We start from the raw sequence: 12,426 nt of genomic DNA, 5'->3' as shown, positions 1-12,426 counted from the left end.
ACTTAGGGCATGAGACACGACGCGATGTCGAGCCCGCCCGCCTGGAGCAGCAGCGGGATCATGAACAGAACAATTGCCGCGCCCACACTGTAGACGCTCCCCATCGCCTGTTCTTTCCCACGCATTTGCGTGTCACTCTTCGTACTTCCCATCTTGTCGATACCGAACGCCGCCCGGGGAGCGGCTTTAAAGATGAAAAACAGGAACAGTCCGCCGTACATCAATCCGACAATCCGGCCGACGTTGATCGGGCCACCGCCACAGATAGCGCTCTCTGCTTCCGACACGCCCGTTTGGGCGGCGACGGGTGACGTGAAGAACAGACATACCGCCAGTCCCCACACGACCGCAAACCCGAGGTCGCGTGGGCCCCAGTTGTAACGGAGCCGCCAGTATGACTCCCTGAACACTTCACTAAACCATTTTTTACACCGATCCAATCTTACATTCATGGACAACATTCAAGCCATCTATCTCCCCCTACAAAATACTATTGCGTAACAATTCTAAAATTTTCTTTGAATAGCTTTTCATCACAGATACCTATATGCGCCTACCCGCCTGGTAGCAAGACGTTGGAGACCGAGACTTCTTTATATCCCCCTGGTAGTTAAGTAGGTTCATTGCAAGGTCCAAGCCATGCACAACAAGGATCACACACCCCATGGCGACGGTGAGTAACGGACGATACATGGCAAATCTCACCTCACACACATTTTCTGACATACCAAACGAGCAGTGGCAAAAGTGGCAGGCGACAGTCCCTCGACGCTATACACAACTCGGCGATCGTCTCGTTGAATTACTCACCGCTGACTATCTCTGCCATACGGAAATCGGGACCGGCGCCATCGAAGTCCTCCACCGCCAAACAATCGTCGACGAACAACAACTCGACGAGTATCGCACCGCCACCCCTAAGGAGACGAAAAGTCACACCATCCTCGATATTCCAACGCCCTTGTGGACGGATTGGAAAGGCACGGTCGCGAAAGGCTACCGCCGACTCGGGGACCGCCTTATCGATCTTATGTGTGCCGACCTTGCCTGCCATGAAATCCACTTGATGGGCATGACCGAGATTTTCAACCATGAGGGGACTATTCCGATCGACGAGATCCGACAGACGATTGCGGACGCCCAACAAATTGCATCCGAAACTGATAGTGAGGAAAAAACTAATAACGACGGCTCTGATACAACTATTGAGGAGTAGTTCAGATCATGAGTTCTCGATCTCCCTCGATGTTCGCTGACGTCCGCCTGGCAGCACGCTACTACGCTCGATTCGCACTCGCCTCAATCGTGGGCGCGTTGACCATGTTCGTCATGATAGTCTTCGCGATGCCTGTGGGGAGACTCATCTACGGGAGCAACGCAGCCGTCCCTGGCTCGTATATCGCTCTCCACGTCCTCGCCATGATCGGAGTGTGCCTCATTATCGGGCGACTTTTCGGGATTAAGTAAACCTGCCCGCCTGACTCGGCATCCCACTGACCTGAACTACTCGTTTTCGTTTTCGCAGTTCGACTCGATGGCTTTCAACCGGCGGTTCAGATCCTTTGTCCGTTCGTCCACTGTAGCGAACTTGTCATCGTGGTGCTCCAGCTCGCGGTAAGCGTCGTTCAACCGCTCGCGAAGTCGCCCGATCTGTTCTTGTTGAGACGCCACCCGCTTGCGTAACGCGTCAACGTCCGCCTGCGCAATCCGTGCCTCTTCGTACTCATCGAGGACGACCGCACCCCGTTCGGTCAGCGAGTAGACGTACGCGTATGAGCCACTCGGACGCTTGTGCTCGCCAATCATCCGAATCAACCCACGGTCTTCGAGGTCGCCAAATAAGTGGCCACGACTCCCTTCAGGAATTTCTACTTTATCTGATATTTCGGTCGCATCAGCCTCACTACCGAAGTACTCGATCGCCGCTAAAATGTCCGGGCGTTTGCCCCGTAACTCTGACAATGTGTCCGCTGACATACCTCCAGTATAGTGCCGTTCACGCATAAATTTATACCCATAATATGCCCATAGCACCCGATCCGACAGTAAAAGCCCCACAAACACCCCACGAACGATAGCAGACAGATCACACACCACCAACACACGGGGACGGGAACACGAAACGACACGGCCCAATGATTGGCCTTCATCGCAGGCGCGGACAAAAGGGAACAGACGGCTCGGACGAAGTAATTCAACAATCAGAGAAGACGACGATTCGACGTCCTCGAGAGAACTGCCATCGAGGCCGCTGCGGATCACGACAAAATAGTACTCACGGTTCTTCTGGGACCCCAGATCACGGTCAGACTGGACAGAAGCCTCATAATCCAGACGTTGGCCGTGTTGAAACCCTTCGTCGCAGACATTCCGAAGAGACACCCTCCTCGCCACTCACGACCAAAGCGGCTGAAACGAGCCTCTGTACGAAACCGCACGACATGGAGAGGGTTTCAACAGAGCCAGAACTTCGAAGAGTAGCGAGCGACAGCTCGTCGAGCCAAGTGAAATGCCTGCTCAACGAACTGGAGGAACCGTGATTTTGGAAGGGATTGCATCCGGTCAGACTACCGGGCGAATCTGTAACTCTCTGAGGATTTCAACAAAGCCGTCCTGCTGTAACCCTCGTACGTTACCGATCTGCCCAGCGAACTCGGTGGGGTTGTCAACACGATGGCCCGCGAAAAGTGGCTCAAAGCGCACGATGCAGAGCCCGGTGACTCCGGTGCCCTCCGCGCGTGGAAGAACGACGTCGCCGAGGCACGGTCCGACCGAACGATGCTCGAAACGATTCGCACCGAGCACGCTGAGACCGTGCTCGCCCTCGACGAAGAGGGGGGAGAGAGCAACTGAGACACGCCGACCTCAAGCGAAAGCGACGAGACTTCTTTCACAAACTCTCGAACTACTACGCGAGAGAATACGACCTTGTGGCCGTGGAGGACTTGGACGCGAAGGGGTTGGTCGAACTACCGGGCAACTCTCGTAACCGGGCGGGAACGGCGTGGGGCACGTTCCTACGAATGCTCCAATACAAGTGCAAGCGCGAAGGGACACACTTCGTCGCGGTTGACGCGAAAGATACGACGAAGGAATGCGCGGCCTGTGGTGTCAAGACAGACAAGCCGCTGTGGGTGCGCGAACACTCGTGTCCCTCGTGTGGGTTCGAGGCGGACAGGGACGCGAACGCGGCGTGGAATATTCTTTCTCGCGGTCTTGAAAAGGTAGGAGTGGATCACTCCGAATCACCGCCTGTGGAGACTGCGCTCCCTGTGGACACCGTTGTGTCTGCAAAGCGCGTCGTGGAAACAGGAAGTCCCACCCTCACGGAGCGAACGGCGAAAGCCGTGAGCGAGTAGGGTGGGGTAGTTCACGACTGAGGATCGCCCGCGTATCTGGAGTGAGTTGAAGCGGCTTCAACGACTCCGGATTGTCCGGGAATTATTCCCGGACGCCGGCGGCGAGGATGACGACGCTGACGAGCCATGACTCACGACGAGACCTATCCGGGCGCGGGTCCCCCGACAGGTTCAGAAGACAAGTCTCTCGCAAAAATTCTCGCCGAGCGAACCGGTGAGCGCGTCGAGGAATTCGAGTACGACGGCGAGATTCCCTCGGTCGACGAGCAGGAATCCGTCCTCACCGACGACGAATAGGTCGTTCCAGATCACCCCTCGAACAGAACATCAGCACCTACAGTGCCAACAACGGTTACGGCGCTGCTGCACCGACGCTCCCGTTCGGCCCCGTAAACGGAATGTCGATTTCGAGGCCGTTGTAAACCAGCTTCGGCTTCTTCGCCTGACCCGATCCGCCGCCTTCGAACTCGATGACGCCAATGTCTTCGAGTTCAGAGAGGTTTCGATGAACCTGTTTGTAGTCTCGATTCACCAGTTCGGCGGCCTCGCGGATGCTCTCGGGGTTGTGTTTGGAGATCGCCTCCAGTAGCTCCAGGTTCTTCGGACTGAGCAACCGACTGAGCTCTGCGTACGACCCGAAGTTCAGCATCGGCTGGGCGTCGTCGAGGTCCTCGCCCTCTTGGGCGGCCTTGATGCGGCGGCGCGTACGCTGATCGAGGTGGTCTCGTTCGCCGACGGTGACTTTGAGCGTGGGCATGGTGGGTACCTCCTGGAGGCGTCCTACTCCGGCCAGTCCCACGAGACGGGCGACATCTTTTCGGCTTCGCGTTTGAAGCGGTCGTAGAGCGCCAGCATCCCTGGGAACTGGATGATTTCGACACCGTCCCGGGTGTGGCGCTCGTGACCTTTCGTCCGTTCGTGGGCGTTGTCGTAGCGAAGGATGGTGTCTCCACCGATTTCCCCGAGGTGTAGGCCGTAGTCCCACCCGCTCGGGTACTTTTCGTCTTCCGTCTGCCGGATGGTGACATCAACGACGTAGCCGTCTTCGACATCCTTCCAGTCTTCGATGGTGGTGTAGGACGCCATCCGTCAGCCTATGTTACTAGCTCCATACCCATAAGCCTATGGACTCTCCCACATAGGTCGAGAGACGGCGTCCCTCTTCGTCGTGCTCCATTTCTGAGGCGTCGAGTTCGCCGGCTAAATAGGCGTGTCCCTTGTTCGTGAGCGAATAGAATCCTCCTTCGGGGTACTCTTTTTGAACGAGTCCCCCTTCGTAAAGGAGTTTTAGTCGTCGATTCACTGTCAAATAAGACATTTCGACACTATGGCGGCTACGGAGGTTGTATTCAATCGCCCGCGGAGAGAGTGCAAGACCACAGCCTTGGAGAAACTCCAAGATCGTATCATCACTGTCAGTCATCCAATTTGCCCGCGGGCGCATTGGCCCGCTTTTCTTGGCAAGGTCGTTTAATCATATCGCAGCTCTGAGGGTTTGACAATCTACGGTACATTCAATGATAGTCTACGTTGCCAAAAGTATAAGTATTCTTAACCTAACAGCCGCTCGGAAAGTCACACTCAGGCCTGACTGTCCTCAGGTCCATCAGGAAGTAGGAGGATCGGCGTAGGGGCACCGGCCTGGGAGGTGGCTTTCTTGGGAGAGAAGCCAGTATGTACGCCAACGCCACGGGGAAGAAAGCCCCCGACCGTTCAGAGAGTTACGAGTCGCCTAAGTGTCCGACCTGCGGCTAGCCCGCGATCGCCGTCGAGACGCGCGGGCCGTCGACGCACCTTCTCCAACCGTGCGGCCACCGCGTCGGTCCGCTGACCGTCCGTGAATTCGTCGAAACGACGAGTACCGGTGGTGGATCACATACAAGACATAAGACCCTGTTATTGGTGAGATAAACGCCGTTTTGTTGTCCGATCAGACATCTCCTGCTTCTTCAGTTTTGCAAACAATTTCGCGAATCTCCTGAAGGAGCTCTGGGTGATAATCCTCCAGAAGTTCAAGGTCAGTTGTAAGTTCGTCTTTCACACGTCGGCGGACACGAGAAACCGCCTCGTACCTCCGCTGGTCAGAAGTTTCTCCTGAGATATGCTTTCGCTCTGTGTCCGTCAACAGTGCACGACTTCGTGCCATAGAACACAACCCTTTCGCCGGCATGGTAGCATTTTCTCACTGAGAATCCTAATCAGTTGCGGTATAGTGCAACCATTGCAGTATTTAACAACCTATAAGTAGCTGTAGACATATCTTATTGATAGAAAGTCGGTCCTCTAGGGCACGAATTCAGTAACGAAGTGCCCGAGTGTTGGAGCACTCGGACTGGCCTTCTCATGCAGCTCCCAAGAAGACCATGTCAACCCAAGACCGCAGTACCCGTAAGCATAGCGCTTCGACCCACATCCAAACCCCACTCCCCACGGAGTGCGACACCTGCGCTGCACTCGGCACACTCCCTTGCTTCGACTGTTTCATGGAGGGCCACGAATGAGCGCCCTCCACACCGAATTCACCCTCCCGTTCAGTCGAATCCTCCGCATCGAGATCTATCTCGAAACCACTGAGTTCCCCTCTGGGAAGCACCGCCTCTACACTGAATCAGCGTTCGAACTCCAGCGCAACTAACTCTCTCCCATCAATCCAATGTTGCTTGAGCACGTGCTCTGTGGCCTGCGCATCGACACCGGCACAACCACCACCTGCACCGAGTGTGCCCGCGAGCTCACTGAGTGCGATCCCGTCACCGTCCGACTCCACCACAACCGACGGGATATCCGGTGGCACCTCGCGGCGTGCCACTGTCTGAGTTGTGCGCCTACCTCCTTCGAGGAGCTCCCGCCCACGCTGGGCACCCACCTCCTGTGTGAAGGACGCATCGGCATCACCCAAGACGGCCAGATCCAACGGACCTGGCCCGGCCTCGTGAGCCCGACGATCATCGAAACCACTCGGCGGACGCACGTCACCTACCACGCTACCCAGGAGGTGCCTGAATGAGCGCTCACTCGCCCACTGGCCACTCGAACCCGTCCGTCGAGACCGATCTTCAGGCTATCACCGAGCGACTCGCCGAACTCGAAACGGCGGTCCAACAGCTCCAAACCGAAAACGAGCGTCTACGAGAGCAACTCACCGAGAAGGACGCCCAACTCGACGCCTACGAGAAGCGCCTCGACGACCTCGAAGCCCGCCAGTACGTCGAACTTCGCGACGTCGACGACGACGCCGATGCGGCCCTTGAGAACATCTGGATCGCCGATCAGCCTGTCGGCAGACTCCTTGATTCGAGTTGCAAGCGGTCCAAATCGCTCTCCACCCGCGTCGATGACCTCGAAGCAGCCGATCTCGAGCAACTCACGGAGGACCTTCGACAGGAGCAGATTACACGGACGAAAGCTGACGCCCAGATCCGCGCTCGACTGTCCCAATGTGAAGATGACCTTGGGATCCAGAAGCCCGATGCACTGTCGACCGAACAGGGTGGTGAGGACGCCCAGCACCTCTCGAAATTAGAGCGGTTCATCCGCCATGGTGCGGAGGCTGTTGTCGATCGCGTCTACCCTGTGCATGAACGCGCGCGTGAGATCGCACTGCACTTCGGCGAATGGGGCAAAAAGATCAGCGACGCCAACGGCAAACGTGTTCGCTTGTGCTCGAAGAAGGACAAGTTGAAAACGCATCTCGAAGCGGCGTTCGGCCAGCGCTTCCAGTGGGTCGAAGTGTACAGAGCAATCGAGAAGCTCGCGGAGTTCGCTCACGGCTCACCACTGCAGTGCAAGCGCGGGCGGCAAGGCGAGGGCAAGTACGTCCTCGAACTGCGGATGAGCGACGGTCGCGGTCCGTCGTTCGCTCGGGGAGACGGCGAATGACTCTCGGGCTTACAGCTGTTGTAAGCCGGGCGCACCCTCGTGGGTGTAATCGCGGCCGGCTACGCGGCCGCTTCACGTCACGCTAGGTTCACAATCCCTCGTGGTATGAGGACTGGGCGGGTGGGTTGGTGGGTTGGCTAGTGGTGAGTGCGGCTTCTCGAACGGCAGTCGACGGCAGTCCAAGCGACAGCCACGGGAGAATGGTCGCTTACAGCAGGTGTAAGACGAGGAAACAACGCTGGACACAGAGAATCAGGGATTGTACGGCTCTACGATCTCAAGAACGGGTGGGACCTCGTAGCGTCTGTTTCGTTGCTGACCGGTTGTCTCACGGAGAATGTCGTCATCCCATAACCGTCGAATCGCCTGATTGACCGCCGGTTGTGATCGATCGAGGGCATCGACTGCTTGCGGTTCAGTGAGGTAGGGATGTTCGATGATGAAATCAATGAGTTCGCGGATGACCACGCCCTGCCCTTGGTACTGCTCCCGGTAGCTATCGCGAAGGGCCAACAGGTCGCGAGCGACCGTGTATGCCTCTCGACCCTGTTCGGCGATTGCTTGGACGAAGAACGACACCCACTCAGTCCAAGCACCGTGCCGACTGACGGCAAGGAGTCTCTCAAGGTATGCATCTCGATTCGCGTTGAAATACGACGATGGGTACAGATAGGGGCCGGGCAGCAACTCCCAGTTGTAGAGTGCGAGCATCACGAGGAGGCGGCCGAGACGGCCGTTCCCATCCTGAAACGGATGGATTGTCTCGAATTGATAGTGAATCAGCGCCAGATCGACCACTGGCGCATATGTGGGCCCCGACCGGATATACTGGAGGAGACTCCGTAGTGCATACGGGATACTTGCCGGTGGTGTCGGCACGAAACGCGCATCACTCAGCGGTGTGCCAGGCTCGTCGATCCCCACGAGGTCATCGCGAAACTCGCCGGGATTCTTTTGTTCGCCACGGGCACCGCGGAGGAGTATTTCATGCAGTCGGCACAACAAGTCTCGATTTAGCTCTGCACCTTCACGAAGGGTCTGAATACCGGTCGTGATCGCCTCAACGTAATTCTGAGCCTCCGTGATATCTGCTCGTTCGGTCGCCGTTTGTCCGGGCTCTTCGCCGGCTTCCCGCCAATAGATGTCCGAGAGCGTGAGTCGTGTCGTCGTCTCGATATTCGAGGAGTCAACAGCTTCACGGTGGATGAGAGGACTCAGGATAACTTCGGAGGAATCAAGCCACGTGTCTAGATCAGAGAGCTGACCCACTGCATACATTGCATCCCCGTTCTCATCAACCAGCTCATGCGTCGCTTCGAGATCGGGTGGAAGTGGATCGGGGCTAAATGCGAAGATGCCGTCGACCATCTCAATCTCGCCAGGAGCATTCTCAACAAAGTCTTCGGGTCGCATTGGTATCCAACACGCATGCCTACGCAGATATAGATAACGAAATATTCGAATAGTTATTCAAAATCCGGCTGAGACTGCTTTAAGATAGCTAAATTCGAATTTCGTTATGTAACGGACGCAGCAAGCGACTGGAACATGGCAGACATATCACACCTCTCTCTCTATACAGACATCCTGATTGTGGCGAGAAACAGCGGACACGGTGGTGTACAGACAGACCTGCCAACAGCTGCCGACGGACCAGACTCACCACGAGAGGGGCGAAAAAGTGCACAATGGAAATTACGGCACTGGAGATGGGCCGCGACATCCTCGCGACGGGCGCGTGTGCCGATGGCGAGCACCAACTCAGGTGGAAGTCTGGACTGATCCTCACATGTGACCGCTGTGGCCTCGACTCAACCACGATCAACCGATGTTGGGGCACTCACCCTCTCTGCTCGCGGCTTCGCCGCTCGTTGAGGAAGGGAGGAAGAGGATAGCCGCGCTACCACAGAGGTGAACAAAACCACTGACCCACGGCTCGTATACATTAATAGTTCATCGATTATTCACACGAAACAGTCAGGCGAGAACGATGAAACGCCTCTGAACCGTTGCTACCCTTTATTCAGACGGCCGTTCGCTCACAGAGCGAGGTGCTCCAGCACCTCTGTAGTCACGCCACGCAAACGCAATCACGCCTGTACGTCACAAGACGTCAACCATTGAGACACCACAGTCCTTGTGGATGTGGGATTCCGACAAAAGCAAGGGAGGATGGGAAATCGTGACTGCCACCGTTCCCATCAGTTCCCTCGCTTAAGGGGGCTGTGTCCCCCTGCCTTGCAAACCCACCCATAGTCCGGAAGGTCCGCTCTTTGTACCCGAGCTTACGTGAAATCCGGCGCAAAGCCTCCTCTTTCCGCCACCCCCCGAACGCGGCTAACGCGAGCCCGGAGCGGTAGGGAGGAGATACAGCACCCTGCACCGCCGTTACGGCGCTCAGATCGCTCCGCTGAGAGAGCGAAAACACGAGCAAGAGAGCGCGAGGCCACGGTCCTCCCGTTCGTTTCTTTTGTGGGTTAGTCGTGGGAGGATGTCAAGCCGGTGCCGGAGCGTGGGAACTGTCGTCGCCGAGCATGTCATACTCGACGCGGACCTCTTCATACGGAATGTACGGCGCCTTCGCCCGGCCGTGCTCGCGGAAATACACGATACCGTAGTCAGCGAGAATATTCACGTCCTTCGCGACCTCCGTGTGGCTCCGATCGAGGCGCTCGGCGAGTTGTCGGAGGCTTTCGGGCGGCTCAGCGTCGATCGCGCGCACGATTTCGTGGCGCTTGTCCGTGAACAGTTTACGCAGCTGCGAGGGGTGCTCAAAGCTCAGTACGTGGGGGACCTCTTCACCGCGTTCGAAGCGGTCGGCAAACTCAAGCTGACGGGTGGTGGCTTGCTCCTCGCTCTCGATCGTGATGAGGAGCACCGCCGGATACTCGGCGTCTTCTGGGTCGGGCACGGGTGGAGTCGTATCAATCGGCATGGCGTATCTCGTAGACCTCCTGTTGGAACCGGCGGACGTGAGCGCGCAGCCCCTCGTACTCAATCGACGTATCTTCCGTGGGCGTGTGGCGATGGTGACGACCGAGATCGGGATCGGGATGGTAGTTGTCGTAGCGAAGCCGGGGAGTCCCGTTGGGCTCAACGTATTGCAAGCTGTACTTGAGGCCCTCGGGAAACTCGGCCGACTTGGGCACCTGCCATGGTCGGAGGTCGTACCGAGCGCCGTTGTCGAACTCGCGTGTCTCGTCGAGTACCTTCGTGGCCACGTCTCACACCGTTTCACCCATGGATAGGTCCCACCTCACCATAAGAGTACGGGCGCCCTGCACCGCCGTTAAGATGCCCCGTCGACATCCTCCTGCTGAGTGGCGAAAAACGGACGGAATGGGAGCCGAGACACCAGAATACAGCCGATGTTGTGAACTACCCTTCCCTACTCGCTCACGGCTTGCGCCGTTCGCTCTGGGAGGGTAGGGTAGTTCACGCGTCCCGAGTCACGCCTCGGCACTATCCTCGCTGGCCCCATTTCCGGCGGTGAGCGGGAGTTCGACGGCGATCTCGTCGTACCAGACGGTCGGGCGCTTCGGCTTCCCTGGCCCGTCGGTCTCGAACTCGATGAGGTCCAGGTCCGCGAGTTCTTCGAGGTTCCGATGGACCTGTCGGACGTCGCGATCGACGAATCGGGCGGTCTCGCGGATGCTCTTGGGGCGCTCGGTCGCCAGCACTCGCAACAGTTCGAGGTTCTTCGGTCGCGTCACCCGATGCAGGTTATCGACGTCGCGGTAGACGCGCTCGAAGTACGGCCCGGGCTCTTCACCGCGGTCAAGCGCGGCCAGCGTCTCCTCCACGCGCTCCTCGTTCCCGATACCGAACCGGATGTGCATGACGCGGTGCTCGCTGTCGTCGGCCGTCTCGTGGGCGGTCTCAGCCCCAGGGTTCGCCATAGTCTCGTACCTCCTGTTTGAAGTCGCGGTAGAGAGCGAGCAAGCCGTCGAAGTCGACCCGCTCGATCCCCCCGTCCTCGGTGTGCTTGTGGTGCAGCGGAGCGTCGGGGTGGTCCGGGAAGTTGTCGTACCGGACGATCGTCCCGTCCTCGCCCTCCGGGGCGTCGGTGCGTCCGTACTGCATGGAGTATTTGACGCCGTCCGGGTAGCGCTCCGAGCGGGGGACGCGGTGGGCGCTGACCTGGGCGTAGGTCGCGTTCGTCGGGAAGCGTTCGCGGACGTCCAGGACGTGCGTCACCGTATTGTCGTCCTCCGCTATCAACTGTTGTTATTGCCCCCAACAGCATAATAGTGTTGCTCCCACCCTCAACGGTGAACTGGTTAACGTCATCTTCCCGAGAGGCACCCCGGCTGGACCGCAAGCGGATGGAACGCCGGACGCACTTCTTGCACACACTCTCGAAAGAGATTGTCGCGCAGTGCGTCTCCCGTGGCGTCGAGATGCTCGTTGTGGGCGACCTCGGTGGTATCCGAGACGAACCGAGAACGACGATCCCCGAGACTGGGGCGGCCACGGCAATCTCGACTTGCACGGGTGGGCGTTCGACCGCTTCACGAAGATGCTGGAGTACAAGGCGGAGGCCGAAGGTATCGCCGTCGAACTGGTATCTGAGCGCGGTACGTCGAAGTCGTGTTCAGCGTGCGGCCACACAGAGGACAACCAGCTCGTCTTCTCAATGGACGTGTGCGAAGAGCACGACACGGTGGCGAACGCAGACACGAACGGGGCGGAGAACATTCGGCAAAAGGTACTCCCGAGTCTCGCCACGGATGGCGGTGAGAGGGATACCGGCTGGTTGACACAGCCAGTGGTTCGCCTGTTCGACCGTATCGAGGGCCGTTTCACCCCGCGAGAACAGGTCGCTAACCACGAACCGTAATATCCCAACTCAGCGGTACGGTGCCGGGGGATTCCCGCGTCTTCAGGCGCGAGAGGATGTCAAGAACACCCATGATCTGAGTGACCCACCCCGGTGGGGTGGGATACCCGAGAGGACGTTGATCACGCGAGGGGCACAAAGGCCCATCGAACCGAGCACGCCTTTTCACGACTGTACGCCACGGACGGATGCCACGCCCGAGGGGGTGGACGTGACGAATACATCTCATCGATACGTGAACTTAGTAAATCACTCCTTTCGAACACTCCCACGAGAGAGTGAGAGTGTCGAAGGTATGTGCCCCTGACAGCCCGTGAGACACGCGTGTACGCACATCTAGTGCGCATC

Annotated in this window: 17 protein-coding genes and 3 pseudogenes; 9 read left to right on the top strand and 11 right to left on the bottom strand. The window is 57.9% G+C overall.

Translation table 11 applies throughout. From position 1 onward, the window contains the following. Window positions 1-2: 2 nt before the first annotated feature. Entirely contained in the window at window positions 3-287 is a 285-nt protein-coding gene (locus C3L37_RS21540; protein ID WP_129116610.1) for a hypothetical protein, read from the bottom strand. A 404-nt stretch (window positions 288-691) separates the two neighbouring features. On the opposite strand from C3L37_RS21540, the gene C3L37_RS21535 reads away from it, so the two are divergent. Together C3L37_RS21535 and C3L37_RS21530 are read left to right on the top strand one after the other, a co-directional pair. Continuing rightward, complete coding sequence (locus C3L37_RS21535) at window positions 692-1,216, top strand: hypothetical protein (RefSeq protein ID WP_129116609.1); 525 nt, start codon at window positions 692-694, stop codon at window positions 1,214-1,216. Window positions 1,217-1,245: 29 nt separating this feature from the next. After that, window positions 1,246-1,467 (top strand): hypothetical protein, encoded by a 222-nt coding sequence (locus C3L37_RS21530; RefSeq protein WP_129116608.1) that lies wholly within the window; start codon window positions 1,246-1,248, stop codon window positions 1,465-1,467. Window positions 1,468-1,503: 36 nt separating this feature from the next. On the opposite strand, the gene C3L37_RS21525 is transcribed toward C3L37_RS21530, so the two are convergent. Both C3L37_RS21525 and C3L37_RS21520 read right to left on the bottom strand, forming a co-directional pair. Continuing rightward, on the bottom strand, window positions 1,504-1,977 hold the full coding sequence (locus C3L37_RS21525; protein WP_129116607.1) for a hypothetical protein: 474 nt from the start codon (window positions 1,975-1,977) through the stop codon (window positions 1,504-1,506). A gap of 488 nt (window positions 1,978-2,465) precedes the next feature. Next, window positions 2,466-2,558 (bottom strand): annotated as a pseudogene (locus tag C3L37_RS21520) (IS5/IS1182 family transposase); the annotation flags it as partial. 115 nt (window positions 2,559-2,673) lie between these two features. On the opposite strand from C3L37_RS21520, the gene C3L37_RS21515 reads away from it, so the two are divergent. The 3 genes and pseudogenes from C3L37_RS21515 to C3L37_RS24575 all read left to right on the top strand — a co-directional run bounded on the left by C3L37_RS21515 (window position 2,674) and on the right by C3L37_RS24575 (window position 3,656). Then, on the top strand, window positions 2,674-2,853 hold the full coding sequence (locus C3L37_RS21515; protein WP_129116606.1) for a hypothetical protein: 180 nt from the start codon (window positions 2,674-2,676) through the stop codon (window positions 2,851-2,853). Beyond that, a pseudogene (locus C3L37_RS21510) lies at window positions 2,853-3,359 on the top strand (RNA-guided endonuclease InsQ/TnpB family protein); the annotation flags it as partial. The gene C3L37_RS21515 and the pseudogene C3L37_RS21510, both read left to right, overlap by 1 nt. Before the next feature lie 126 nt (window positions 3,360-3,485). Next, complete coding sequence (locus C3L37_RS24575; protein WP_164974837.1) at window positions 3,486-3,656, top strand: hypothetical protein; 171 nt, start codon at window positions 3,486-3,488, stop codon at window positions 3,654-3,656. A 55-nt stretch (window positions 3,657-3,711) separates the two neighbouring features. On the opposite strand, the gene C3L37_RS21505 is transcribed toward C3L37_RS24575, so the two are convergent. The 3 genes from C3L37_RS21505 to C3L37_RS21485 form a co-directional block, all read right to left on the bottom strand. Beyond that, window positions 3,712-4,116 (bottom strand): HVO_A0114 family putative DNA-binding protein, encoded by a 405-nt coding sequence (locus C3L37_RS21505; protein ID WP_129116605.1) that lies wholly within the window; start codon window positions 4,114-4,116, stop codon window positions 3,712-3,714. A 23-nt stretch (window positions 4,117-4,139) separates the two neighbouring features. Further along, window positions 4,140-4,445: a toxin-antitoxin system TumE family protein gene (locus tag C3L37_RS21500; RefSeq protein ID WP_129116604.1), complete on the bottom strand. Its 306-nt coding sequence runs from the start codon at window positions 4,443-4,445 to the stop codon at window positions 4,140-4,142. An 844-nt stretch (window positions 4,446-5,289) separates the two neighbouring features. Continuing rightward, window positions 5,290-5,484: a hypothetical protein gene (locus C3L37_RS21485; RefSeq protein WP_323740474.1), complete on the bottom strand. Its 195-nt coding sequence runs from the start codon at window positions 5,482-5,484 to the stop codon at window positions 5,290-5,292. Window positions 5,485-5,856: 372 nt separating this feature from the next. On the opposite strand from C3L37_RS21485, the gene C3L37_RS24570 reads away from it, so the two are divergent. Genes C3L37_RS24570 through C3L37_RS21475 form a run of 3 tightly spaced genes read left to right on the top strand, consistent with a single transcriptional unit; the run spans window position 5,857 to window position 7,238 of the window. Further along, the gene (locus tag C3L37_RS24570; RefSeq protein WP_164974836.1) at window positions 5,857-5,994 is read left to right on the top strand and encodes a hypothetical protein; all 138 of its coding nucleotides are present in this window, start codon (window positions 5,857-5,859) and stop codon (window positions 5,992-5,994) included. An 18-nt stretch (window positions 5,995-6,012) separates the two neighbouring features. Then, window positions 6,013-6,366 (top strand): hypothetical protein, encoded by a 354-nt coding sequence (locus C3L37_RS21480; protein WP_129116601.1) that lies wholly within the window; start codon window positions 6,013-6,015, stop codon window positions 6,364-6,366. Then, complete coding sequence (locus C3L37_RS21475) at window positions 6,363-7,238, top strand: hypothetical protein (protein WP_129116600.1); 876 nt, start codon at window positions 6,363-6,365, stop codon at window positions 7,236-7,238. Before C3L37_RS21480 ends, C3L37_RS21475 begins: the two co-directional genes overlap by 4 nt. 252 nt (window positions 7,239-7,490) lie before the next feature. Here C3L37_RS21475 and C3L37_RS21470 read toward each other — a convergent pair whose 3' ends face one another. The 5 genes from C3L37_RS21470 to C3L37_RS21450 form a co-directional block, all read right to left on the bottom strand. Continuing rightward, on the bottom strand, window positions 7,491-8,651 hold the full coding sequence (locus C3L37_RS21470; protein WP_129116599.1) for a Fic family protein: 1,161 nt from the start codon (window positions 8,649-8,651) through the stop codon (window positions 7,491-7,493). Window positions 8,652-9,732: 1,081 nt separating this feature from the next. After that, entirely contained in the window at window positions 9,733-10,173 is a 441-nt protein-coding gene (locus C3L37_RS21465) for an HVO_A0114 family putative DNA-binding protein (protein WP_129116598.1), read from the bottom strand. Next, window positions 10,163-10,459, bottom strand: a complete 297-nt coding sequence (locus C3L37_RS21460; RefSeq protein ID WP_129116597.1) for a toxin-antitoxin system TumE family protein — start codon at window positions 10,457-10,459, stop codon at window positions 10,163-10,165. Before C3L37_RS21460 ends, C3L37_RS21465 begins: the two co-directional genes overlap by 11 nt. 228 nt (window positions 10,460-10,687) lie before the next feature. Continuing rightward, window positions 10,688-11,137: an HVO_A0114 family putative DNA-binding protein gene (locus C3L37_RS21455; RefSeq protein WP_129116596.1), complete on the bottom strand. Its 450-nt coding sequence runs from the start codon at window positions 11,135-11,137 to the stop codon at window positions 10,688-10,690. Further along, the gene (locus C3L37_RS21450; protein WP_228546423.1) at window positions 11,118-11,459 is read right to left on the bottom strand and encodes a toxin-antitoxin system TumE family protein; all 342 of its coding nucleotides are present in this window, start codon (window positions 11,457-11,459) and stop codon (window positions 11,118-11,120) included. Before C3L37_RS21450 ends, C3L37_RS21455 begins: the two co-directional genes overlap by 20 nt. Window positions 11,460-11,524: 65 nt before the next feature. Here C3L37_RS21450 and C3L37_RS25925 point away from each other — a divergent pair. Continuing rightward, window positions 11,525-12,078: pseudogene (locus tag C3L37_RS25925) on the top strand (RNA-guided endonuclease TnpB family protein); the annotation flags it as partial. Between the last annotated feature and the right edge of the window lie 348 nt (window positions 12,079-12,426).

This window comes from Halegenticoccus tardaugens (assembly GCF_004116405.1).
GTDB lineage: Archaea > Halobacteriota > Halobacteria > Halobacteriales > Haloferacaceae > Halegenticoccus > Halegenticoccus tardaugens.
The sequence above is the reverse complement of the archived record's forward strand: the minus strand, read 5'-3'. Positions and strand labels throughout refer to the sequence as shown.

Excerpts from the sequence above, each read along its gene's own strand:
- C3L37_RS21505 (WP_129116605.1), bottom strand. The coding sequence starts at position 4,116 with ATGCCCACGCTCAAAGTCACCGTCGGCGAACGAGACCACCTCGATCAG.
- C3L37_RS21530 (WP_129116608.1), top strand. The coding sequence starts at position 1,246 with ATGTTCGCTGACGTCCGCCTGGCAGCACGCTACTACGCTCGATTCGCA.
- C3L37_RS21515 (WP_129116606.1), top strand. The coding sequence starts at position 2,674 with ATGGCCCGCGAAAAGTGGCTCAAAGCGCACGATGCAGAGCCCGGTGAC.
- C3L37_RS21480 (WP_129116601.1), top strand. The coding sequence starts at position 6,013 with ATGTTGCTTGAGCACGTGCTCTGTGGCCTGCGCATCGACACCGGCACA.
- C3L37_RS21500 (WP_129116604.1), bottom strand. The coding sequence starts at position 4,445 with ATGGCGTCCTACACCACCATCGAAGACTGGAAGGATGTCGAAGACGGC.
- C3L37_RS24570 (WP_164974836.1), top strand. The coding sequence starts at position 5,857 with ATGAGCGCCCTCCACACCGAATTCACCCTCCCGTTCAGTCGAATCCTC.
- C3L37_RS24575 (WP_164974837.1), top strand. The coding sequence starts at position 3,486 with ATGACTCACGACGAGACCTATCCGGGCGCGGGTCCCCCGACAGGTTCA.
- C3L37_RS21525 (WP_129116607.1), bottom strand. The coding sequence starts at position 1,977 with ATGTCAGCGGACACATTGTCAGAGTTACGGGGCAAACGCCCGGACATT.
- C3L37_RS21470 (WP_129116599.1), bottom strand. The coding sequence starts at position 8,651 with ATGCGACCCGAAGACTTTGTTGAGAATGCTCCTGGCGAGATTGAGATG.
- C3L37_RS21535 (WP_129116609.1), top strand. The coding sequence starts at position 692 with ATGGCAAATCTCACCTCACACACATTTTCTGACATACCAAACGAGCAG.
- C3L37_RS21465 (WP_129116598.1), bottom strand. The coding sequence starts at position 10,173 with ATGCCGATTGATACGACTCCACCCGTGCCCGACCCAGAAGACGCCGAG.
- C3L37_RS21455 (WP_129116596.1), bottom strand. The coding sequence starts at position 11,137 with ATGGCGAACCCTGGGGCTGAGACCGCCCACGAGACGGCCGACGACAGC.
- C3L37_RS21475 (WP_129116600.1), top strand. The coding sequence starts at position 6,363 with ATGAGCGCTCACTCGCCCACTGGCCACTCGAACCCGTCCGTCGAGACC.